This is a genomic window from Nostoc sp. DSM 114159 (assembly GCF_053470285.1).
This window is the reverse complement of the sequence record NZ_JBPFEH010000001.1, coordinates 2089692-2111490: the sequence shown is the minus strand read 5'-3', so window position 1 is coordinate 2111490 and position 21799 is coordinate 2089692. Positions and strand designations below refer to the sequence as shown.

16 protein-coding genes and 3 pseudogenes are annotated in these 21799 nt (G+C 42.5%); 8 read left to right on the top strand and 11 right to left on the bottom strand.

Annotated features, from left to right (window positions below; translation table 11 throughout):
* Positions 1-71 precede the first annotated feature (71 nt).
* Both ACR5KR_RS08545 and ACR5KR_RS08540 read right to left on the bottom strand, forming a co-directional pair.
* Complete coding sequence (locus tag ACR5KR_RS08545) at positions 72-821, bottom strand: hypothetical protein (RefSeq protein WP_448266177.1); 750 nt, start codon at positions 819-821, stop codon at positions 72-74.
* 363 nt (positions 822-1184) lie between these two features.
* Positions 1185-1580: a hypothetical protein gene (locus tag ACR5KR_RS08540; protein ID WP_448266175.1), complete on the bottom strand. Its 396-nt coding sequence runs from the start codon at positions 1578-1580 to the stop codon at positions 1185-1187.
* A gap of 149 nt (positions 1581-1729) precedes the next feature.
* Here ACR5KR_RS08540 and ACR5KR_RS08535 point away from each other — a divergent pair, with 149 nt between their 5' ends.
* The gene (locus ACR5KR_RS08535; protein WP_448266174.1) at positions 1730-2086 is read left to right on the top strand and encodes a hypothetical protein; all 357 of its coding nucleotides are present in this window, start codon (positions 1730-1732) and stop codon (positions 2084-2086) included.
* 853 nt (positions 2087-2939) lie between these two features.
* On the opposite strand, the gene ahcY is transcribed toward ACR5KR_RS08535, so the two are convergent.
* Positions 2940-4217, bottom strand: coding sequence for an adenosylhomocysteinase (gene ahcY / locus ACR5KR_RS08530; protein ID WP_448266173.1), 1278 nt, complete (start codon positions 4215-4217; stop codon positions 2940-2942).
* A gap of 434 nt (positions 4218-4651) precedes the next feature.
* On the opposite strand from ahcY, the gene ACR5KR_RS08525 reads away from it, so the two are divergent.
* The 3 genes from ACR5KR_RS08525 (at position 4652) to ACR5KR_RS08515 (ending at position 10930) form a co-directional block, all read left to right on the top strand.
* Complete coding sequence (locus ACR5KR_RS08525) at positions 4652-6265, top strand: mechanosensitive ion channel family protein (RefSeq protein WP_445632149.1); 1614 nt, start codon at positions 4652-4654, stop codon at positions 6263-6265.
* Between the two features lie 451 nt (positions 6266-6716).
* Positions 6717-10055: an efflux RND transporter permease subunit gene (locus tag ACR5KR_RS08520; protein ID WP_448266171.1), complete on the top strand. Its 3339-nt coding sequence runs from the start codon at positions 6717-6719 to the stop codon at positions 10053-10055.
* Between the two features lie 437 nt (positions 10056-10492).
* Positions 10493-10930 carry a DUF6918 family protein gene (locus tag ACR5KR_RS08515; RefSeq protein ID WP_448266170.1) on the top strand — a complete coding sequence of 146 codons (438 nt, stop codon included), beginning with the start codon at positions 10493-10495 and terminating at the stop codon, positions 10928-10930.
* A gap of 92 nt (positions 10931-11022) precedes the next feature.
* Here ACR5KR_RS08515 and ACR5KR_RS08510 read toward each other — a convergent pair whose 3' ends face one another.
* From ACR5KR_RS08510 to ACR5KR_RS08500, 3 genes are all read right to left on the bottom strand, one after another.
* Positions 11023-12144: an IS630 family transposase gene (locus ACR5KR_RS08510; protein ID WP_448266169.1), complete on the bottom strand. Its 1122-nt coding sequence runs from the start codon at positions 12142-12144 to the stop codon at positions 11023-11025.
* 194 nt (positions 12145-12338) lie between these two features.
* Complete coding sequence (locus ACR5KR_RS08505; protein WP_448266168.1) at positions 12339-12827, bottom strand: HAD family hydrolase; 489 nt, start codon at positions 12825-12827, stop codon at positions 12339-12341.
* Entirely contained in the window at positions 12769-13008 is a 240-nt protein-coding gene (locus ACR5KR_RS08500) for an HAD family hydrolase (RefSeq protein WP_448266167.1), read from the bottom strand. Before ACR5KR_RS08500 ends, ACR5KR_RS08505 begins: the two co-directional genes overlap by 59 nt.
* 266 nt (positions 13009-13274) lie before the next feature.
* On the opposite strand from ACR5KR_RS08500, the pseudogene ACR5KR_RS08495 reads away from it, so the two are divergent.
* A pseudogene (locus ACR5KR_RS08495) lies at positions 13275-13673 on the top strand (Uma2 family endonuclease); the annotation flags it as partial.
* Positions 13674-13691: 18 nt separating this feature from the next.
* On the opposite strand, the pseudogene ACR5KR_RS08490 reads toward ACR5KR_RS08495, so the two are convergent.
* The 5 genes and pseudogenes from ACR5KR_RS08490 to ssuD form a co-directional block, all read right to left on the bottom strand.
* Positions 13692-13925: pseudogene (locus tag ACR5KR_RS08490) on the bottom strand (transposase); the annotation flags it as partial.
* Between the two features lie 486 nt (positions 13926-14411).
* Entirely contained in the window at positions 14412-15767 is a 1356-nt protein-coding gene (locus ACR5KR_RS08485) for a (Fe-S)-binding protein (RefSeq protein ID WP_448266166.1), read from the bottom strand.
* A gap of 57 nt (positions 15768-15824) precedes the next feature.
* Positions 15825-17162, bottom strand: coding sequence for an FAD-binding oxidoreductase (locus tag ACR5KR_RS08480; RefSeq protein WP_448266165.1), 1338 nt, complete (start codon positions 17160-17162; stop codon positions 15825-15827).
* Positions 17163-17868: 706 nt separating this feature from the next.
* Positions 17869-18435: an NADPH-dependent FMN reductase gene (gene ssuE / locus ACR5KR_RS08475; protein WP_448266164.1), complete on the bottom strand. Its 567-nt coding sequence runs from the start codon at positions 18433-18435 to the stop codon at positions 17869-17871.
* Positions 18436-18506: 71 nt separating this feature from the next.
* Positions 18507-19667 carry an FMNH2-dependent alkanesulfonate monooxygenase gene (gene ssuD, locus ACR5KR_RS08470; RefSeq protein ID WP_448266163.1) on the bottom strand — a complete coding sequence of 387 codons (1161 nt, stop codon included), beginning with the start codon at positions 19665-19667 and terminating at the stop codon, positions 18507-18509.
* Between the two features lie 231 nt (positions 19668-19898).
* On the opposite strand from ssuD, the pseudogene ACR5KR_RS08465 reads away from it, so the two are divergent.
* The 3 genes and pseudogenes from ACR5KR_RS08465 to ACR5KR_RS08455 all read left to right on the top strand — a co-directional run.
* Positions 19899-20377: pseudogene (locus ACR5KR_RS08465) on the top strand (IS4 family transposase); the annotation flags it as partial.
* 43 nt (positions 20378-20420) lie between these two features.
* Positions 20421-21029 carry a glutathione S-transferase family protein gene (locus ACR5KR_RS08460; protein ID WP_445626945.1) on the top strand — a complete coding sequence of 203 codons (609 nt, stop codon included), beginning with the start codon at positions 20421-20423 and terminating at the stop codon, positions 21027-21029.
* A gap of 84 nt (positions 21030-21113) precedes the next feature.
* The gene (locus tag ACR5KR_RS08455; protein WP_448266162.1) at positions 21114-21719 is read left to right on the top strand and encodes a class I SAM-dependent methyltransferase; all 606 of its coding nucleotides are present in this window, start codon (positions 21114-21116) and stop codon (positions 21717-21719) included.
* Positions 21720-21799 lie beyond the last annotated feature (80 nt).

Genomic DNA, 21799 nt, shown 5'->3' with positions numbered 1-21799 from the left:
AGGGTTGTTGTCAATTCTTAAACAACTGGAAACAATATGTTTCCTTAATTTGAAAGCTAAATTTTTCCCTTTTACCAACAAGTATTGGCTGAAGCTGAGGTCATCGTTCTTAAATCGCTTGTAAATGCGGCTGTGTATTGATAAGGTGATGAACCAGAGCAATTCATGGAATTTGTATTAGTGCCACGAGGAGTCCACCATGACTGAGCTTTCACAGTTAAATTTGTGCCATTCCATGATAGAGAATTGACAAGTAAAGAATTAGTTTGTCCATTGTCTGGCTTTTTAGAAGATAAAAATGTGGCATAATCAACCTGGCCATTAGCTGGATTAATCCGGGCTATCACTGCGGCTTTTGGCCCGCCTCCATTACCATAGCTAGACAACCACCGACCACTGGCAAAACGGCTAAAATTGTTACCTGTCTGACTGCCTGTAGAAGAGTAAATGCCATATAAAACATCACTTCCATTCCAATACAATCCGTAACCTGTACCATCATCGCCTGTGGTTTCGTAATCATCACGACACCATGCTTTTATCCCATTATTAAAGCGGATAGTTATAGGGTTTTTGTTATTTGAGAATTGCTGATAACCAATGTAAATTCTTGCTGTTCCATTAGCTACTTTGGGGCCATTTTTAGCTGCGATTGTCGCTTCACTATCATTGCAACTGAATGTCACAGGTTCACCGACCGATGTATTTATGGTTTCAGCTAAAACTGGAGCAGTTTTTTGTGTGAGAACTAAGTCACCTACTAAAATTACAGACAAAGAAATGCCCGCAAAATACTTGTGTAATTTGCCAGAATAAATCATGTTATGAATCTGCCGAGACAAGGAACGGAAAACACCGTATCACTATAAACTCTAATCAGTATTTAGACAAGTAAAATGGTTGAAAACACTATGCAGCAAGAGTCTCAGTATTCTAAAATATTAAATATAACTACAAAATGCCCGATCTAATATGCATGATGATGCATGATAGTAGCTGTATATAATTATTGTTTATCAAAGACCGTTAGTAAATATAAAAAATTGCAATAGGTTATGCTTTACCATAAACAATTGCAATAATTGAGAAAATAATTTTAATCAGCCAAGTGCCTTTGTTCTTTCCGTAGATCCCTTGTAAGAACATTGCTTTTCCTGCTGTTTCATGGTTTTATCTGGGCTGTATTAGGTAGTTTTAGTATTTTTATCTGATGCTTCTCCACCAGCAGCTTTCAAGCGGCTCAATCTGCTTTTGCGAATCCGTTCGCTCTCACGAACCCCACCCGCCATTTCATATTCGCTGCTATCTTTGCCATATTTAAAAGCAACTCCTCTGACCATCTTATCTGTAAGATTACTTAGGGTTTTCTCCATCGCATCAATTTTAGTTTTAGAAGAATCAATTACAGTTAAGGCAGTGTTATAAGCATCAAGCATGGTTCTTAGCTGTTCAATTGCTTGATTCAAGTTTTGCAAATCGCAATCATCACCAAAACTCATATTTGAATCAATTGCTTTTAGTCCAGCGGATCTCAACTCAGCTTTTTCGAGAACACGGGATGTACGTTTTTTACGAGACATCAATATATTCCTTAGAGAGGTTTCTAAAGCTACTTTGGCTTACTAAAGCTGTTTTTTGGTTCAGTAAAATTAGTGATAATTATATTTGTTAAAAAAATTCCAATCAATTTGAGTAATTTCTCTATATTTCCAGTTTTTACCTGTTTTTCTTGGCAATTGCTTTAATATTGATGAGGAAGATTGCAATGTTAATGAGGAAGATTGCAATGTTGATGAGGAAGATTGCAATGTTGATGAGGAAGATTGCAATATTTATGAAGAAAGTTGCAATGTTGATGAGGAACATTGCAATATTGATGAGGAATATTGCAATATTGATGATTAATATTGCAATATTGATGCGAATACAACCGATAGAATCTAGAAGTACAAAGTGCAAAACTCAGATACAAGTTTGCAGCCAGTACAAGGGACTTCCAAATAAAAAAATAGACCTCTTGCAAAAATCCTTGAATCACCCCTCCCCAACCCTCCCCGTATGTGTTGGGGAGGGGGCAAGATTTTAATACCAATTTGAAAAAATAATGTGACAAATAGACCATTTGTAGAGACGCGATTTATCGCGTCTTTACCCAAGGATGTGTTGCAATCATTAATTGAATTGGTATAAGTTTCCCCCCTTTATAAGGGCTACGGTGTATACACAAGTAAAATTACCCCCCTTAATCCCCCCGATATATTGGGGGGAAACTAGAAAATTCAGTTCCCTCCCCAATATATCGGAGAGGGTTAGGGTGGGGTAAAACCAGGTGAGTAAACTATTTCAGACTTGTGTATATACCGTAGCTTTATAAGGGGGAGGGAAGAGTAACGAGTAAGGAGGGTTTTTGCTCCCTTCTCCTGGTAGGAGAGGGGCTGGGGGAGAGGTCAAAATAGCACTCGTCAAACTTACGTTAATTTAATTCTTGGATGTCCCCAAGCAAAGTGCCGCTAGTAGAAATAGTTAATCAACAAGTTTGGGCTAGAGATATAGAAGATTTAGGAATAACGCGGTGTGCAACTTTATCTCAAACCTAACCCCCAGCCCCTTCCCTAAGAGGGAAGGGGAGTAAGATTCAAAGCCTCTATGCGCTTGCCTAACGGCAGGCTAACGCCAACGGGGAGAGGAATGGAAGTGGGGTTCTAAAAATAAGTCGCATATCGGCGTGGAATAGCAAAAAAACGCCGTCAACGACAAATATAATATAGCGATCGCATTCTGATATCAAAAACAATTTCAGTATTTTCTAAATTTTCCTGAAATTTAATTTTTTAAGTAAGCTTTTGCACTTTGCGGATTAAGCTTGCAATATGGGCAAAACCCAAAAAAAAGGGATAAGCCCAAAAGCTTATCCCTCAAAAAATCAACTAATCAATGTATCAAGTTCCACTTGTCCAAGAATTGATGTACTCAATTTGATCGGGTGTGAGGCTATCAATGGTGATACCAATAGCCTGCAACTTTAACCGAGCAATTTCTTGATCGACTTCAACCGGAATTGAGTGCAAACCAGGTTGCAACTTACCTTTATTCTTCACCAGGTATTCACAAGCCAAAGCTTGGTTTGCAAAACTCATATCCATTACCGCGCTGGGGTGTCCTTCAGCCGCAGCTAGGTTAATCAAGCGTCCTTGTCCGAGAACGACAACTGATTTACCATTTTTCAATTTATACTCTTCGGTGAAAGGACGAACTTCTTTGATTTCTTTAGCTTGTGCAGCCAAGTATTTTAAATCAAGTTCCAAGTCAAAGTGACCGGAGTTACAAACGATCGCACCGTCTTTCATGACATCGAAGTGTTCGCCACGAACAACGTGCTTGTTACCTGTGACAGTGATAAATATATCACCTTGAGGTGCAGCTTCAGCCATTGGCAGGACGCGGAAGCCATCCATTACGGCTTCAATTGCCTTGATGGGGTCGATTTCGGTGACGATGACGTTAGCACCCATCCCACGGGCGCGGAGGGCTGTACCTTTACCACACCAGCCATAACCGACAACAACAACATTCTTCCCAGCCAACAAAATATTTGTAGCGCGGATAATGCCATCTAGGGTTGATTGCCCAGTACCATAGCGATTATCAAAGAAGTGCTTGGTGTCCGCGTCGTTGACGTTGACTGCGGGGAAGGTGAGAACGCCTTCTTTAAACATAGCGCGTAACCGAACGATCCCAGTTGTGGTTTCTTCGGTGCTACCAATCAAATCAGCAATTTGGTGTTGGCGTTCTTGTACCAAAGTTGCAACTACATCGCTACCGTCATCAACAATAATGTTGGGGCGATGATCTAAAGCTATTTGGACGTGGCGGTTATAAGTTGCGTTATCTTCGCCTTTTTGAGCAAAGACGGGAATTTCATGATCGACGACGAGGCTAGCTGCTACGTCATCTTGAGTTGATAGGGGATTGCTAGCAATTAAAAGCGCATCTGCACCACCGGCTTTCAGAGCGATCGCCAAATGTGCTGTTTCGGTTGTAATGTGGGCACAAGCTACAAGGCGTAAACCAGCGAAGGGCTTTTCGGTTGCAAAGCGATCGCGGATTTGCTTCAAAACTGGCATTTCGCGTCCAGCCCATTCAATGCGCTGTCTTCCCAAGGCAGCTAGGCCGAGGTCTTTAACCTCGTGCTTTAATCGGGGAGAAGTTGCGGTCATCAAAAGTTACCTCAAAAAATTAAAAAAGCTACGTAAGTTTTACGCACTCTACTAGGTTATTCTACTACTGGCGATTTTTGCTTGGATGAAAGCAAATTACTAGTCAAGAATCCTCAAAACTAGCTTGACGTTTGATCGCCGGAATGTCAACTTCCTCTTCAGCTTCTTCCTTTTTGTTTTATCTTTGGTAAGAGTAAGACTCTTTTAGTCCTGACATACTGATTTTTGTCATCTGTCTAAAGATAGAAGGCAAAGAAAAAACATCAAATTTTCATCAACTCAAGGGAAAACTTCAACTTTAGATAGGTACATCTACCCAAAGGAATTAAGCAGGATAGTTAAAGTAGTAATTGATAGATTTTACTCAAGGAGGTGTTTGAGTGCGCTTTAAATTTTTGGCGTTGGCTTTGCCCGCCGTAGGCATCGCCAGTTCAATGGCCATAGGCGTTGTATCTGTGCCAAAAGCCACAGCCCAGATACCTTTGTTACCGCAACTGCAAGCTCCCAGCAGTATTAGTAATGATTCAGATAACAGAGTTGTTTCCGGCTGGATTTATTTAGATGGTCGTCGGTTATTTCAAATAGCGGCAACAAGAACCAATTTTCCTGAGCGTTCAGAAGATATTCAAAAGAAGTTGGAGAAAATTGGTCAAAATTACTTTCAATCACCAGCAAACACACCAGTTAAGGTAGATGTTCGCAAAGTAAACGAATTACCAGTAATTTATGTCAACGGTCAATATCTGATGACCGTTACTTCTGAAGATGCGGGACTGCGACAGGTAGATGTATCGACATCGGCAAATCAAGTCGCCGAATCATTACAAGAAGACTTGCAACAAGCCAAGCAAGAAAGGCAAATTCAATCTTTAATCGACCAGGGTAAAATTGCTGGTGGTATCGGACTAGCAATGATTGTCATGAGTTGGGGGGTATATAGCTGGCAGCGGCGTTCCCAAAAGAATTTAGAAAACTCCATTGCCTCCCAACCCCAAAGGGAACTCTTCAACTACTCAAAACCAGCAGATCAAGCAATTACAACACAACTAAATCAACGACAACAGCAACATCTCCAAGAAGCCAAAAGACGATTATTTCAGCTCAGTCAAGCCGGAATTTGGGCAGGTGGAAGCTTCTTTATTTTGGGTCTATTTCCCTATACACGAGGTTTTCAAGTAGCAATTCTCACAGCCGCCCAATTTCCTGTGCGATTAGGTGTTGTATGCTTGGCAACCTATGTAGCAATTCGTTTGACCTACGCCCTGATTGACCGCTTCGCCTCCACACTGATTAGTAGTAGTGCTTTCCTCACGCCAGAAAGTTCTGCGCGGTTGCAACTGCGTGTTTCCACATTTTCTGGTGTAACTAAAAGTATCACTACTGTTATCTGGGTAGGAGTAGGTTTCTTGATCGCGCTGGTATCCTTGGGGATAGATATCGTTCCCTTACTAGCAGGTGCGAGTTTAGTTGGTGTTGCATTGTCTTTGGCATCGCAAAACTTAATTAAAGATGCGATTAACGGTTTTTTGATCATTTTAGAAGACCAGTATGCTTTAGGCGATGTGATTAATGTGGGAAGCGTGGGAGGCTTAGTAGAAAATCTGAATCTGCGGATGACCCAAGTGCGGGATTCTGAAGGGCGCTTGATTACAATTCCCAATGGTGAAATTAAAGTTGTTGCCAATCTTTCTAGTCGTTGGTCGCGAGCCGATTTAACAATTCCCATCGCCTACCAAGCGGATACAGAAGAGGCTTTGAACTTGATTGCAACTATTGCTGATAACATGAATCAAGAAATGCAATGGCAGAGTCAAATATTGGAACCGCCGCAAGTTTTGGGAATAGATCAATTTGGCGATCGCGGTTTGATTATTCGTGTCTGGATTAAAACACTGCCCCTCAAACAATGGGATGTAGCACGAGAGTTTCGCCGCCGCCTCAAAGTTGCCCTAGACGAAGCGGGAATTTCCATCTCTGTACCTCAACAAGCAATTTGGGTCAATGACGAGCAATCGTTAAATTTTTCGAGTAATGGCAAAGATAATTAGAAATTAGATTCATTACCGCATTTTTCAGTTGATGAGACCAAATTCTAACTCTCTTGCGATCGAGCTAGATTAAACCTGTCTTGAAAATAAGGCAGGGGGCAGGGGGCAGGGAGCAGAGAGCAGGGCTACGGTGTACACACAAGTCGAATTACCCCCCTTAATCCCCCCTTATTAAGGGGGGAAATAAGAAATCTTGTTCCCTCCCCTTTACAAGCGATGCCCTGAGCTTGTCGAAGGGGGGAGGGTTAGGGTGGGGTGAAACTGACGCTAAAATCTTAGTTAATCGCTCTGCCTCTAATGATACATTGAGTCATCAGCATAAATGTATGCATTCCTATACTGACTATAGGAAAAAGAAAATATCTAACATTAAGCCTTAATAAATCCTTATATTAATAAAAAGCTACTACGTTCCTAACCAGTCTGAAACAATTCCATTATTGCTTGATTTATGTTTGTCAATACCTTCATCAGGCGGCCAGTGCTGACGACGGTCTGCACGTTCATTATCTTGCTGCTGGGAAGCATCTGTATACCGATTCTTCCCATTTCTCAGCTACCAGACCTTGCCCCAGTGCAAATCAACGTTAGCTCCAACAATATTGGTGCAGATGCTCAAACAACAGAAAATACTGTCACCAACATTATTGAGCGACAAATTAATGGTGTTAAAGATGTATCTTATATATCTTCTAATACGGGTAATGATGGTTCTAGTAATATAACCGTCTCGTTTCCAACTAATGTCAATAGCGATATTGCTCAAGTAAACGTTCAAAATAAAGAAGCACTGGCTTCACCTCAATTGCCAGATACTGTTCAACGAACAGGTGTAACTGTTGAAACAGCATCGAGCAGTTTGCTGCTGGTCTATGGGTTTTACTCAGAAAATAATGAGTATGACAACATTTTTATCAGTAACTATGTCGATTTGTATATTTTCGATCAGATTAAACGGCTTCCTGGTGTGGGAAGTGCCAGGGTATTTGGAGAACGCAAATATGCTATGCGTCTCTGGCTCGATCCCAACAAGCTTGCCCAACATCAATTAACTCCGCAAGATGTCACAGCTGCCCTGCAACAACAAAATATTCAAGTGGGTGCAGGGGCGATTGGTAAGGAACCAGCACCAGATAATCAAAGCTTTGAATTTGCTTTACGGGCAACCAGTCGATTTAAAGATGCGGCTGAATTTGAAGATATGGTGCTGAAGGTGACTCCAGCTGGCACTAATAGCACTAGTAATAGCACTAGTAATAGCACTAGTAATAGCACCAATAGCATTTTAGTTAAAGTCAGAGATGTTGGTCGAGTCGAACTAGGAGCAGAGAACTATCTGGCTGATGCCAAATTCACTATTCCAGGAAATGCTCCCAAGGCAGCCGTGGGTTTGGGGATATATCAACTTCCCGGTAGTAATGCTCTGAACGTTGCTCATGCTGTTGAAGAACAGATCAAAATATTAGAGAAAAGTTTTCCACCAGGACTCAAAGCTGAGTTGGCATTTGATACCACTCCGTTTGTAGAAATTTCTTTAGAAGAAGTTCTACACACTCTGGTTGAAGCAATTGTCCTAGTGGTCTTGGTAATTTTTGTCTTTTTACAAGACTGGCGTACCACGATCATTCCAACTGTGGCGATCCCCGTTTCCTTGATTGGGACGTGTGCGGCTCTGTTGGTTTTAGGATTTCAAATTAATACACTCACCTTATTTGGTTTTGTTCTCGCGATCGGGATCGTCGTGGATGATGCCATTATTGTGGTGGAGGCAGTTGCAGTCAAACTAGAACAGGGTATGAGACCCTTTCAGGCGGCTGTCGAAGCCATGAAGGAGTTAACTGGGGCAATCATTGCCACTTCACTTGTACTCATGGCGGTATTTATTCCAGTTGCTTTCATTCCAGGCACTACTGGGATTGTTTACAAACAATTTGCCTTAACCGTTGCTTGCTCCATTGGCATTTCCACCTTCAATGCCTTAACCTTCTCTCCGAGTATGGCAGCCATCCTCATGCGCCCTGCTCAGACTCCACGCGGCCCTTTGGGGTGGTTTTTTACCCAATTTAATCGGGGATTTGCTTGGTTCACGCGGCGATATGTCAGGTTAGTTAGCTACCTTACCCATATCAAACCGATTGTAATTGGCGTTTTTCTCACTGGTTTATTAGCAACAGTTTTGATGTACAGAGCAGTACCTACCGGATTTATTCCAGAGGAAGATCAAGGTTACTTCTTTGTCATTGTCCAAGGGCCTGACGGGGTTTCTTTGAAATATACCGAATCTGTGATGAACAAGGTAGTCAAAGAAGTGACATCGGCTCCCGAAGTTAAAGCTAGTTTTATGATCAGTGGCTTTGGTTTCGATGGTAATGCTTCTAATTTAGGTATTGCCTTTGCTAACCTGAAACCCTGGAAAGAGAGAGCTGAACAATCTCAATCTGTTTATGGCATACTTCAAAGACTGAACGCCAAGCTATCTGCAATTACAGAAGCCAGAGCGATCGCAGTCAATGCTCCTCCAGTGAGAGGATTAAGTACTACGGGTGGTTTTGAGTTTATCGTTCAAGACAAAACCGGCAGTGCGCCGATTGAAAACCTAATTGATGCTGCTCAAAAATTGATTGGGGCAGCACGTAAAAGCCCTGTTCTCCAAGGAGTCTTCACTCAGTTCACCGCAGATACTCCCCAATTTGACATTCAGGTAAACCGCAACCAAGCCAAAGCTCTCAATGTTGAAATTAACGACATCTTTGGGGCATTGCAAACTTATCTGGGGTCGCAATATGTGAATAACTTTGTCCAGGGACAGCGACAGTATCGGGTATATGTCCAAGCAGATGGAGTATTCCGTTCTAATCCAGAGGATATTGGCAAGCTGTATGTTCGCTCTGCTGGTGGGGCAATGATTCCGTTGAGCAGTTTGGTGAAAATTACTCCCTTTGTGGGGCCGAAAACCATCGCCCATTACAACTTGTACAGGTCAATCAAAGTACAGGGCGCTCCGGCTCCCGGTGCTAGTTCTGGACAAGCGATTAAAGCAATGGAGCAACTAGCAGCAGAAAACTTACCTCAAGGGTTTGGTTATGAGTGGACAGGCACTTATCTCCAAGAAAAGACATCTGGGGGAGCTACGGGCTTGATTTTTGCCTTAGCGATCGTTATTGTCTTTCTGGTGCTGGCAGCTCAATATGAAAGCTACGTTGACCCGATTATCATTTTGCTGACAGTTCCTTTGGCAGTTTTGGGAGCAATGACAGCGATTTGGCTGCGTTCCAATATTTTCATGGTAGGTAGCCTCTTCCCAAAAGTGGTCGATGATATCTATTGCCAGGTAGGTTTGGTAACTTTGATTGGTCTAGCTGCGAAAAACGCAATTCTAGTTGTGGAATTTGCCAATCAACTGCACGAGCAGGGTATGAGCTACACAAGGGCGGCGGTGAAAGCGGGACAAGAACGTTTGCGACCGATCTTAATGACATCCTTTGCCGCACTGTTAGGATTTTTGCCTCTAGTGATTTCTCAAGGGGCTGGAGCCAGCAGCCGTTGGTCTTTAGGAACAGCGCTGTTTGGCGGGCTGATGCTTTCGACATTCTTGAGTTTGTTCTTAGTGCCAATTCTCTATATTTTGGTTAAGAGCTTGGCTCAGGCTATATTACCTCGGAAGCGAGGAGGTTCAAATCCTCCAGATTCACCAAATGGAGCTTCCGGAACTAGACATGAAGTTCTACCTGCTGGCTCAAGTCAGCCAGAGACGCAACTTAGGTCTCAGGAGGATGGGATAAGCTCTTAAGTCTGCTAAGAGGCGGGGGGCAGGGGAGTAATGAGTAATGAGTAATGAGTAATGAGTCGGAGCAGGGGAGCAGGGGAGCAAGAGAGTGAGGGAGTGAGGGAGTGAGGGAGTGAGGGAGTGAGGGGACAAGGGGACAAGGGGACAAGGGGGAATTATTGAACAACTCTCTCCCAAGTCTCCCCCCTCTTCCTTGTCTACCTTGTCTCTTCTCCATGCCCAATGCCCAATACCCAATGCCCAATGCCCAATGCCCAATGCCCAATGCCCAATGCCCAATGCCCAATGCCCAATGCCCCCTTGCTTCTTCTCAACTATGCAGTTTAAAAGCGTATCAGCTTATCCACAACATCCTCTAACTCTGATACCATTTTCTGTAATTTCCTGCTTGCTAAAAAATTAGCCGAATAGAATTAAGTACTTAGATAAGGAAGAGTGAAATGGGACTTAGCGAGGGACTTTTGAACCCGACCAAAAAGGCTATGGTCGTAGATGATTGTTGCAACATGATTGAAAGACAGCTTGCATCCAAGTCAGGCATGAGCGGCATCGCTTTGAAAACTGCCTTTGCTGCTTTGAAAGGGATTAAGCCAGGGTATATTCCCTATGTCGTTGAGCAAATATTACCGCAATGCTTTACAGCTCTCGATCCCATCTGGAGTAGAGGCGTAGAGAAAGGCGATCCAGTTGAATATCTGAGTACGAATCGCTCTGATACAGCAGACGCGCTACTGAGTGTTACCGATGCGAGAGTCAAGAACTCAACCCGCCAAATTGTGCGAGGAACCTATGAAAAACTTCGCGGTTCAGCCAAAAAGCACGTAGAAGAAGCAGTGCCAGATTTAGCTAATATAATCAATAATTACACTAAGGTCTGAGCCAAAGGTTAGAGACGCGATTAATCGCGTCTTCTAGAAAAGTGGGAAGCGCAGATGCAAAGTAGCTTTTCACCAGATAAGCTAATCGGCATTTAAGCTGCAATATAACTGACATTACCTTTGTTTTTGATTTTCCGATGCCACTTAATGACTAACTCGCCTTGATTCAACAACTTATCTAGTAGTGATTTTAACTCATCTACTGATTTAAATAACCGATGAGCAATATATTCCTTACATGAGTGCCAGACTAACTCGATAATGTTGTAATCAGGGCTGTAAGATGGCAAGAACTCTAAAACAAAATTCGGAAACTGTTTAGATATTTTAGCTAGAACATCTTTGCGTTTATGAAAACTAGCATTATCTAAAATCAAAATAATTTTTGGCCCATACTTAGCAAAATTTTCAGAACAGTTACCTTGATTTACCCACTCCTGTTTGATTAATTCATTTAATTGTTCTAATTGCTCGTAAAAAATATCTGCATTACCTTTTTTGACGAAGAAGCATACCCGTTTTCGGTCTAATTCTCGGATTGCTCCCATCACATTGACACCTCCACAACGTCGTTGCCCTGGAACATTCTTGCGCTTTCCTTTTTTACCCCAATTCTTGCGTCGAATCACACGTAGACTAAAACCACTCTCGTCCCAAAACCATACCTGTAAACGCTCTGGCTGCTCTCGTGCGATTGATAGATATTGAGCAAGTTTCTCCTTGAACTTGGCTCTTTCGATTGGGTTTTGTTTATCTTCCAGGTCATATTTAGACCAGATATAACTATACTTTTTTCTCTTTAATATCCTCCTAACTTGAGAACTACTTAAATCAATTCCTGTTTTTTCGGTTAAATATGTAGCTAGTCGCTCTGCCGTCCATTTCCCAAATTCATACCCTAACGTCGATGGTTCTGTATCAACAGTTTTTAATAACAGTTCAACATATTCAGGGGTGGCTTTTCGATAATGTTCGTATTCTCTTTTATTATGTAAAGTTTCTAAATCATCGGGATCTCCATGCATACACCAATATGCTACTGTTCTGTGCGAACAACCTAAAAATTTAGCAATCTCGTGTTGTGGTTTTCCATCATTCTGTAGCAGTATAATTAAAATTCTTTCTCTAACGTGTGGTAAGTCACTTTCTTTTAGAGCTTCCTGTAGCTTGGTGATTTGTTCTGGCGTTAAAAAGTTTTTGGCTGCTGGTGGCATACTTGCTTTTGAACGGCTTCATCTTCTTATTATGCAACTTACGTGCCGATTAGCTTATCGCCTCAAAACTTCACCAACTCCAAATCAAGTCGCGCCCGTAGGATGGCTCTAAGGCTTTTTGACTAGTATAATATTGCACAGCTTTGTTAATGAATCGAGTGCGATCGCCTACCCTTTTAGTACCCTTTTAGTATTTAAGCATTTGCACCCAGAATAGAAGAGTCATACTGCTGGAGTAAATCTTCTGGATCGTTGTAAATTGCGATCGCTTGCGATAGTTCTTCATCGCTAAAGCCACCGCAACGCAAAGCAATTACACCTACTCCTGCTTTGGCGGCAGACTCAATATCATAGGGCGAATCTCCTAGCATCACGACTTTTTCTGGGGTTATTTGCCCTTTGTTCAAGGCAGCTTCTACAATGTCAGGAGCAGGTTTAGATGCTTCAGCATCATCAGATGTAGTTACTTCCGTTAGCAAATCATCTACTTGGGCAATTTTCAGCATGATCTCAAGTTCTTCAGAACTGGCTGAACTAGCGACAACCAGATGCAATCCCGATTTTTGCATCTTTAATATTAAGTTTCTGCTACCAGGAGCAGCAGTAATTTGCGGTATATATTTGTCAAATAATAGTTTTTTGCGTAGTTGAGCGATTCGCTTTGCCAGTTCCTTCTTCACCATTTAATTCTGGCACTACTTTAGGAATTAATTGATCTCCACCCATACCCATGAGTGGTCTAACTGTTTCAAATGGCACTTCCAAATCATAACCTGCAAATGCCTCTACCCAGGAATTTGCATGAGCATCATTGCTGATAACCAGCGTGCCATCAATATCTAAAATTACCCCTTCTAATGCCATGAAAAACCTCGGCTGACTTTTGTTTCATAGCTGATGATGGCATGGCAAATCAGTTTACTTCATCATCCCATAAGAGGAGAAAGGGGTAAGAGTTGAGATGGCGATCGCTTATAATTACAGCAGATTGCAAGTAAGTGAAGTACAAGCAGGACTGATTCATCAAACATAAAGAGCTTCCTTCTAACTCCTGCCCCCTGCCCCCTGCCCCCTGCCCCCTGCCCCCTACCCCCTACCTCCTGCCTCCTAAACGAATCCTTGAGGTCAAGATGGTACAAACACCCGCCACTCCAGAAACCGAAACCCTATTGATTGAGTTGCCTAAGTCCATTGGGCTGTATGTTACTCAAGAACAGTTTGCTGCTTTAGCCGCAGCCAACCGAGACTTGAGACTGGAAAGAACCGCACAAGGAGAATTAATAGTGAACCCACCAACAGGCTGGGAAACTGGAGAGCGAAATTGCAGTATTTCTGGCGAATTGTATTTGTGGTGGCGTAATGCAGGCGAACCCGGTAAGGTCTTTGACTCTTCTACAGGCTTCATTTTAACCAATGGTGCAACTCGCTCCCCCGATGCCTCCTGGGTGAGTGGAAAACGATGGCAGGCGCTGACTTCGGCACAAAAAGGAACGTTTGCTAATATCTGCCCCGATTTTGTAGTTGAGTTATAGCAATCGTCAGGTTGGTTAGGACACTAAACTCAGAACATGCTCCATCGCCGCTCGCAAGGTAGGGAAGTACTCGAGTTGCTTGCGGATACGACTTTTTAGCCAAGACCAGCACCGCTCAATTTTATTTAAATCAGGAGAGTAAGGTGGCAAGTACCAGACTTCACAACCAGCAGCCTGCACCAATTGGTCAATGCGTCCACCTTTGTGAAAGGTAGCGTTGTCAATCACCAACTTCTGCCCTGGTTTTATAGCAATCGCCATTACGGTTAGGACGCTAGATGTAACGTGAGTTCGACGGTTGGAAAACGCCGAAAAGCTTGCTAGATATGAAACATGAGAAACTGAGCAGGGATTGCGAACGCTAAGATTAATTGAACGTGAGTTCGACAAGACCTTTTTTGACCTCTCCCCCAACCCCTCTTGGACACGGAGAGGGGAGCCAAAACCGTAATTTCTCGTTGCTCCTCCCTTGACCCGTGGGAGAGGGAGGTTGTCCGGGAGAGGTTCATCGAACTCATGTCGAATCACTACCAGTCCTCGAATTACCCCACCCTAACCCTCCCCGTATGTATTGGGGAGGGAACAAGATTCCTGTTTCGCCCCAATACATCGCGGGGATTAAGAGGGGTAATTTGACTTATGTATACACGGTAGGCAAGCGAGGAGGACAGTAAAAAAGTAGCTTTGGCTCTTTGCTTTAAAATCAATGACAAGTGTCTATTCTACAAAAAATGTCTACAATTTTAACTTCTCACCGCGAATCGAATAATCTAACAACTCCATCGGGTGAATAACTGATATCTTCTTACCTTGCAACTGTAAATGCTTGGTAATTTGCAAAGTACATCCCGGATTAGCAGAAGCAATTAACTCAGCACCAGTATTCAATAAATTCTCTACTTTTTGCCGACCCAATTCTTCAGAAACTTCTGGTTGCAGCATATTATAAACTCCGGCACTGCCACAACATAAAGCTGCATCTATTGGTTCTCTCAACTTCACCCCTGGAATTTGTCGCAACACCTGACGCGGTTGGACGCTAATCTTTTGTCCGTGCAATAAATGACAAGCATCTTGATAAACTAAATTCAATGGTTTATCAGTCAACGGTGAAAGTTTCGCTGTTAACCCAACAGTTGCCAAAAATTCTTGAGCATCTCTAACTTTAGCGGCAAAATCCTTTGCCTTTTCCCGATATTCTGGGTCATCTTCTAAAATATGACCGTACTCTTTTAAAGTATGACCGCAACCAGCAGCATTGATAATTACGAAATCTACATCTGTTTTGGCAAAACTATCAATCATCTGTCTTGCTAAAGCTTTCGCTTGTTCTGTTTGTCCTTGGTGTTCGGGAAGCGCCGCACAACAACCTTGAGATTTGGGAATCACAACTTCACAACCATTCGCTGTTAAAACGCGCACTGTCGCTTCATTCACAGGTGAGAAAAACAGCCGTTGAACGCAACCCAAAATTACCCCGACTCGATACCGCTTTTCACCTTTAGCAGGAATCACAGTAGGCAAATTATCTTGAAAAGATTTGAGAGTAATTTCTGGCAGAATTGATTCCATTGCTGCTAAACGGGGCGATATTTTATTCAGGAAACCCGTAGCCCGAAATAACTTAGCAAATCCTAATTTTTGATAAGCTAACAACGGAACTAATAAAACCCGTAAAAGATTGGGATAGGGAAACAGAGAAAATATCAATTGGCGAAAAAATCGATCTGGTAAACTGCGGGGATAATTTCGTTCAACTTGATGACGAGTTGCAGCAATTAACTTGTCATACTGCACACCAGAAGGACAAGTACTCACACAAGCAAGACACCCCAAACAAGAATCAAAATGTTCTACTGTTGCGGTATTGAGAGCAATTTCACCCTCATTAATTGCATCCATTAAATAGACGCGTCCTCTAGGAGAATCCATCTCCTTTCCCAGCACCCGATAACTAGGACAAGTCGAAAGACAAAATCCACAATGTACACAACTATCAATTAACTTCGGATCGGGTGGATGACTCTCATCAAAGCCCTTCAAATTCTTTAAACTAGCCGTATTATTAACAGAATTTTTTGAAACTTGCATATATTCTCTTTTTCCCCTCTCTATCTCAGCGTTCTCTGTGTCTTAGCGGTTCTTTTCTTAAATTCCACCCACAAACCGACCAGGACTTAAAATATGCTTACTATCAAACTGTTCCTTAATACGGCGCATTAACGGTAAAGCATTACCCGTATAACCCCAAACATCTATTTGTTCTTTAACCGCAACTGGTGCTGACAGAATTGTTAAAAAACCACTACTCGCTTGAGTGGGATTGCTTCTAGCAAAGCCTAAGCGATCGCGGATTTTCAAAACTTGATTTTTACTCTCTAATTGTAACAAACCTAAACCACTACTAATATGAATTAAACCCAACTCCACTTGAGTCAAAATCCCCACAGCAGCAGTAGGTAATACTCCTATTTTGCAGCTAATTACCGATTCTGTAGCAGTAGTATGTATTCGTTCTTGCAATCTCTGCCATAGATTAGCTTCATCACTATCGGTAAAAATTGCCCCATTTAACCCTAACTTTTGTCCAACTTCCAAAACTCGGTTTGATTGTTCCTTAACACTCTCACTAATACTTTGAAACCGAGCAATTAATCCCAGTCCTTCACCCAATCCTAAACTAGACACCAATTTAGTTGATAGCAAATCAGCCTGAACTGGTGTTAACGCCGAACCTCGAAGGATATCAGCCGCTTGAGATACAGCCTCAGCTTTCCCAGTTAGTACCACCGTCCCCGATGCCTCGGCTAGCGGATACAGGCGAAAAGTTAATTGACTAATAAAGCCTAATGTGCCATAAGACCCGGTAAGCAACTTCATCAAGTCATATCCGGCAACATTTTTAACTACTCTTCCCCCAGCTTTGGCGATTTCTCCATCAGCACGGACAAAGGTAATACCTAGTAACTGGTCGCGTACACTGCCATAACGTTGCCGCAGAGAACCTGTATCACCTGTGGCAACAATACCGCCAATGGTTGCTGACTCTGGTGCTGTGGGGTCAAGAGCAAGAAATTGCCGCGATTTTGCCAAAAGTGCTTGCAAATCGGAGAACTTCATCCCAGCTTCGACTGTGACAGTCAAATCACCAACAGCGTGTTCAATCAGTTGGTTGATGCGTTCTGTACTAACTACAACATCAATGCTTTTTGCTAAACCACCCCAGCTAAGTTTACTGCCACTACCACAGGGAAGTACGCGCCAGTTATTGGCGTGAGCCGCGGTCATGACTGCGGCTAGCTGTTCTTGGCTGCGGGGATAGACAATACAACTGGGTGAATTTCCAGAAGCTATAGCTTGTTGGATACGTTTTTGCTGACTGAATTCGATATTTTCCCAAAGGCAAATAGCATTTTCTTCACCGACGATAGATGCAAGTTCAGAAGCGCAGACGCCTTGCGGCTTGTCGTTAGACATCGCTTTCATTGAGTTTATTTTTTTACGCCCTACTTCTAATTTACTGGCTAACCTGACCAAAAAAGTGCATTGTCATTAATACACGTGGCTTTAATATGAAAAGCAATTCTTACAGCTGGTTGCGCCCCTACGACAGGTGGAATTCAAATATATGAAACTGCTGTAAGAGGTTGTTTGAAAAGTCGCAAAGTATACTATAAACCCCGCTTCCATTCCTCTCCCCGTTGGCGTCAGCCTGCCGTTAGCCAAGCGCATAGAGGCTTTGAAACCCCCATTATCTTGTGAGTGTTGGGGGACTAGGGGGGTTAGGTTTCTAAGACTTAGATGTTACCAAAAATACTTTTAAAACATCCTGTAAGGTATTAGCCTTATCCAACCTATAATTTTGTGAAATTGTTGATAAAGTTTGAAATTTAAGTGGAGAAAGTAGTAGATGAGTAAATTTCACTCATCTACTATAGGTAGAGTTAGGAGACAATTTGCATATATACAAGATATTTTATAGAAAAAATAATAAATTATAGCGGTGTTAGTTTAATAGACTATAGAAGTTGGCAGATAAGTATGAGCGTAATCTATAAATAATTTGAATATTGCAATAAAAGTGTCATTTCTGAAAGTAAAGTTATATGGCTCTGATTAACTTGAAAAAAAGTAACAGATGGGTAAATTTTACCCCTCTGCTACAAGCAAACGGAGGTATAAACTTAATTATTTAATTGGCATGAACCAATTCTTGAGGCGCTGCGGCATCATATTCTACAGCTTTCACAAATTCCTTAAGAACGTCTTTGAGTCTTTGGTCAATTTCCTCATCTAACAAGACGCTGTTATCGGGTTGGCGTTGAATTTGTTTGTCTACTGCATAAACTGTAGCGAGGATATGCCGCGCTCCTAATTCAGATAACACAGGTTTTAGAGCATATTCAATTGCCAATAAATGAGCGATGGTTCCACCCAAAGCAATTGGTAACACGGGTTTACCTGTTAATGATTTTTGTGGCAGCAAATCTAGAAATGTTTTTAGCACTCCTGTGTAAGCAGCTTTGTAGATTGGGGTGGCAATAATCACACCATCTGCCTTTGCTAATAAAGCTTTTGGCTGTTCTAAAGCAGGGCTGTCGTATCGTCCAAAAACTAAATCTTCAGCAGGTAAATCTCGAACTGAAATAATATCTACATGCAAGCCTTCTTGTTGTAAAAGCTGGGCAGTATATTCGACAACACCATAGGTTCTAGATGGATGTGTTGGACTACCTGCGATCGCTAAAATATTTGTCATTCAATTAAACTCCTATGCATTAATCGGAATGGGGAATGGGAAATAACCAATGCCCAATACCCTAAACTTTACTAGGATATGGATGTGGCTTTCTCCTGATGTTGCTGCTTAGGGAAATCTTCATTTGCCACAATCTCGCCGAATGGACTTAAGACGTGTTGCTTCTCCACTGCGGGTAAATTATCTAATGGCAAATGGGGAAATAGAAGTTCTGCAACTCGATAAGCTTCTTCTAGGTGGGGATAGCCAGAGAGGATAAAGGACTCAATACCTAAATCAGCATATTCTAATATCCTGGCAGCTACGGTTTGAGGATCGCCGACTAAGGCTGTTCCCGCACCACCCCGCACTAAACCGACTCCCGCCCACAGGTTCGGGCTAATCTCTAATGCCTCACGATTACCGTGGTGTAATTGAGTCATTCGCTGTTGTCCAACTGAATCCATCCGGGCATAAGCTTTTTGGGCTTTGGCGATCGCCTCATCATCCACATACTTAATCAATTGATTCGCTGCATCCCAAGCTTCACTCTCAGTTTCGCGCACAATCACATGTAGGCGAATTCCAAACCGCAAAGTCCGGCCTTGTATTTCTGCAAGTCTGCGAACTGCTGCAATCTTCTCGGCTACTTGCGCTGGTGGTTCGCCCCAAGTTAGATAGACATCTACGTGCTTGGCAGCAATTTTTTGAGCAACAGGAGAGGAACCGCCAAACCATAAGGGCGGATATGGCTTTTGAACAGGTGGAAACAGCAGTTTCCCATCCTGAATGTTAAGATAGTCGCCTTGGAGATTGGCTTGTTCGCCACTAGCGATCGCTCGCCATACTGTCAAAAATTCATCTGTTAATTCATAGCGGCGATCGTGATCCAAATGCAAGCCATCTCCCGCTAACTCCACGGGATCGCCACCGGTCACGACATTAATCAGCAAGCGTCCCCCAGAGAGGCGATCGAAAGTCGCCGCCATCCGCGCCGCTACTCCAGGTGATACCAAGCCGGGACGAATCGCTACTAAAAAACGCATCTGTCGCGTCAGTGATACCAAGGTTGACGCTACAATCCAAGCATCTTCGCAAGAGCGGCCTGTAGGCAGCAATGCCCCTGTATAACCAAGGTCATCCACCGCTTGGGCAATCTGCCGCAGATAAGGAAAGCTTACTGCTCTTCCACCTGTAGCAGTTGCAAGGTAACGTCCGTCGCCGTGGGTTGGGATGAACCATAGTAGCTGCATGAGTCTTGTCCTTTTAAACTACGGTAGTTCTATCGAATTACCGTGCTTTGTTTATAGTTTTTAGAGTATCACATATTCCATTTAAGTAAGCAAGAAGTTTTCATAAAACTCCGGTATTCCTATCAAAACAATGTATATTAAGCAATGTCCAAAAAACTAGCGTTGGGTATTGGCATTAGGCAGAGAGGCAGAGGGGCAGAAGTTCTAAAATGCTTGAATTTTGAATTTTGAATACTTCGAAAGGAATTTGCTCAAGCACTAAATATAGTTACTGTAGTCAAAACAAATCTTAAAACTAATGCTCGTAGTCATGTAATTCTATTTTCTAGTGACCTAAAGTTTTCATATGAGAAGATAATCGACTACTACAAACTCCGTTTCCACTCTCGTGTTTAATTTTCGTGATGCCAAGCAGTTCTGGGGATTGGAAGATTTTATGAACCTGGGACAAACTGCTGTGACTAATGCTGCTAAAACACGCATTCTTCATGGTTAATTTATCCCACCATCTTCTCGCTGATTTTCGTCACCACAATCCCGGTTCCGGCATTATTGACCTTAAGGCTCACTACCGTGGTTTTCGATATGTTAATGAAATCTTAAAAATGCTTCCGGAAATGCCTGAGCCTATTTTATTAAATCAGATTTTTGCCAAGCTTACTTCTTTGGGACGTATTCATGCCGTTTCTACGGGCTTTAAAGCCTCGTAAATTGGCAATGGTATTGAAATTGAACTGAATTTATAGCAGTGATATGGCGCGAATTTTATACTATGCACAGCGTTCACCTTACGCTCGGAAAGTGAGAATTGTCCTGGCAGAGAAACAGCTACCTTACGAACCTAAAGAAATAGACATTAACAATAAATCAAGAGAATTTCTGAGTTTATCTCCCATTGGGAAAGTTCCAGTATTGGTAGATGAAAATGGTCTCGTTTTTTGGGATTCAACGCTGATTGTGGAGTATCTAGACGAAACTTATCCTGAGCCGAGTTTCTATCCAGGTTCGCGCGTTGAGCGTTTGTGCTGTCGTCAGGGGGAAGAGTTAGCAGACAATTTGATAGATAATGTTGTGGGATTGTGGTACGAAACCCGTAAAGGAAATCAAGCCGATTTTGCCACCCAAGCTAAATATCAGTCCAGCATTAATCGCCTTTTAGGTGTTTTTGAGCAAAAGTTGACTAACTCAGCCTACCTATTCAATGAAACTATGAGTGCTGTTGATGTTGCAGCTATATCAGGGTTGGGTTACTACAGCCTCAGATTTGGCCATAATTGGCAGCAAGAGTATCCTAAATTGAGCCAATGGTTTGAGCTATTGCATCAACGTAAGTCGATTGACTCTACCATGCCAAAAGCATAAAGCAATTTCGCTGACTTTAATCACTTGAGTTTTTACAAGACATTGTAGCTATTATATTCACCTATTCAATAGAAAGGGTAACTAATGATGACCGAACGAGAATTTCCGAACTGGGAAACGCTCTATCAAGAACAAGCCGTTGAAACCATGCCTTGGTTCAACCCTAGCTTAGATCCAGATGTCGAAGAAGCGCTCCTTACCCTTGAGGTGAGCAATGGTTCAGTGCTGGATTTGGGAACAGGGCCCGGAACTCAGGCGCTTGCCCTAGCCGAACGAGGATTTCAGACGATGGGAACAGATTTGTCAGAGGGGGCCATTCGTCAGGCGGCAGCAAAGGCAAACCAAAAGGGATTAGAAATTTCGTTTAAACAAGATGATATTCTCAACAGTCGTTTGCAACAATCTTTCGATTTGATTCTCGACAGAGGATGCTTCCATGTTCTGCCACCCCAAAGCTATGGTACTTACGTCCAAACAGTCGCAAGCTTATTAAAGCCTAAGTGCTACCTGTTACTGAAATGCTTCTCTCAAGAGGAAACAAGAGAACAAGGGCCTTACCGCTTTAGCCCAGAGGAGATTGGGCAGATATTCAAAGAACGATTTCATCTGCGTTTGGCTAAACAAACGGTCTATCATGGGATAATCGATCCCCTTCCCAAAGCACTCTTTTGCATCTTAGAAAAGTATTGATTTTTTTGCACAAATTTATCAGCTTCACTGAGAACGAGCAGCGATCGCCTTACTCGACTATTTAAAATTTTAGGCAGACA

Bases quoted from the DNA above. Each gene is read 5' to 3' on its own strand.
- ACR5KR_RS08545 (WP_448266177.1), bottom strand. From the start codon at position 821: ATGATTTATTCTGGCAAATTACACAAGTATTTTGCGGGCATTTCTTTG.
- ACR5KR_RS08540 (WP_448266175.1), bottom strand. From the start codon at position 1,580: ATGTCTCGTAAAAAACGTACATCCCGTGTTCTCGAAAAAGCTGAGTTG.
- ahcY (WP_448266173.1), bottom strand. From the start codon at position 4,217: ATGACCGCAACTTCTCCCCGATTAAAGCACGAGGTTAAAGACCTCGGC.
- ACR5KR_RS08525 (WP_445632149.1), top strand. From the start codon at position 4,652: ATGGCCATAGGCGTTGTATCTGTGCCAAAAGCCACAGCCCAGATACCT.
- ACR5KR_RS08520 (WP_448266171.1), top strand. From the start codon at position 6,717: ATGTTTGTCAATACCTTCATCAGGCGGCCAGTGCTGACGACGGTCTGC.
- ACR5KR_RS08515 (WP_448266170.1), top strand. From the start codon at position 10,493: ATGGGACTTAGCGAGGGACTTTTGAACCCGACCAAAAAGGCTATGGTC.
- ACR5KR_RS08510 (WP_448266169.1), bottom strand. From the start codon at position 12,144: ATGCCACCAGCAGCCAAAAACTTTTTAACGCCAGAACAAATCACCAAG.
- ACR5KR_RS08505 (WP_448266168.1), bottom strand. From the start codon at position 12,827: ATGGTGAAGAAGGAACTGGCAAAGCGAATCGCTCAACTACGCAAAAAA.
- ACR5KR_RS08500 (WP_448266167.1), bottom strand. From the start codon at position 13,008: ATGGCATTAGAAGGGGTAATTTTAGATATTGATGGCACGCTGGTTATC.
- ACR5KR_RS08485 (WP_448266166.1), bottom strand. From the start codon at position 15,767: ATGCAAGTTTCAAAAAATTCTGTTAATAATACGGCTAGTTTAAAGAAT.
- ACR5KR_RS08480 (WP_448266165.1), bottom strand. From the start codon at position 17,162: ATGAAAGCGATGTCTAACGACAAGCCGCAAGGCGTCTGCGCTTCTGAA.
- ssuE (WP_448266164.1), bottom strand. From the start codon at position 18,435: ATGACAAATATTTTAGCGATCGCAGGTAGTCCAACACATCCATCTAGA.
- ssuD (WP_448266163.1), bottom strand. From the start codon at position 19,667: ATGCAGCTACTATGGTTCATCCCAACCCACGGCGACGGACGTTACCTT.
- ACR5KR_RS08460 (WP_445626945.1), top strand. From the start codon at position 20,421: ATGGCGCGAATTTTATACTATGCACAGCGTTCACCTTACGCTCGGAAA.
- ACR5KR_RS08455 (WP_448266162.1), top strand. From the start codon at position 21,114: ATGATGACCGAACGAGAATTTCCGAACTGGGAAACGCTCTATCAAGAA.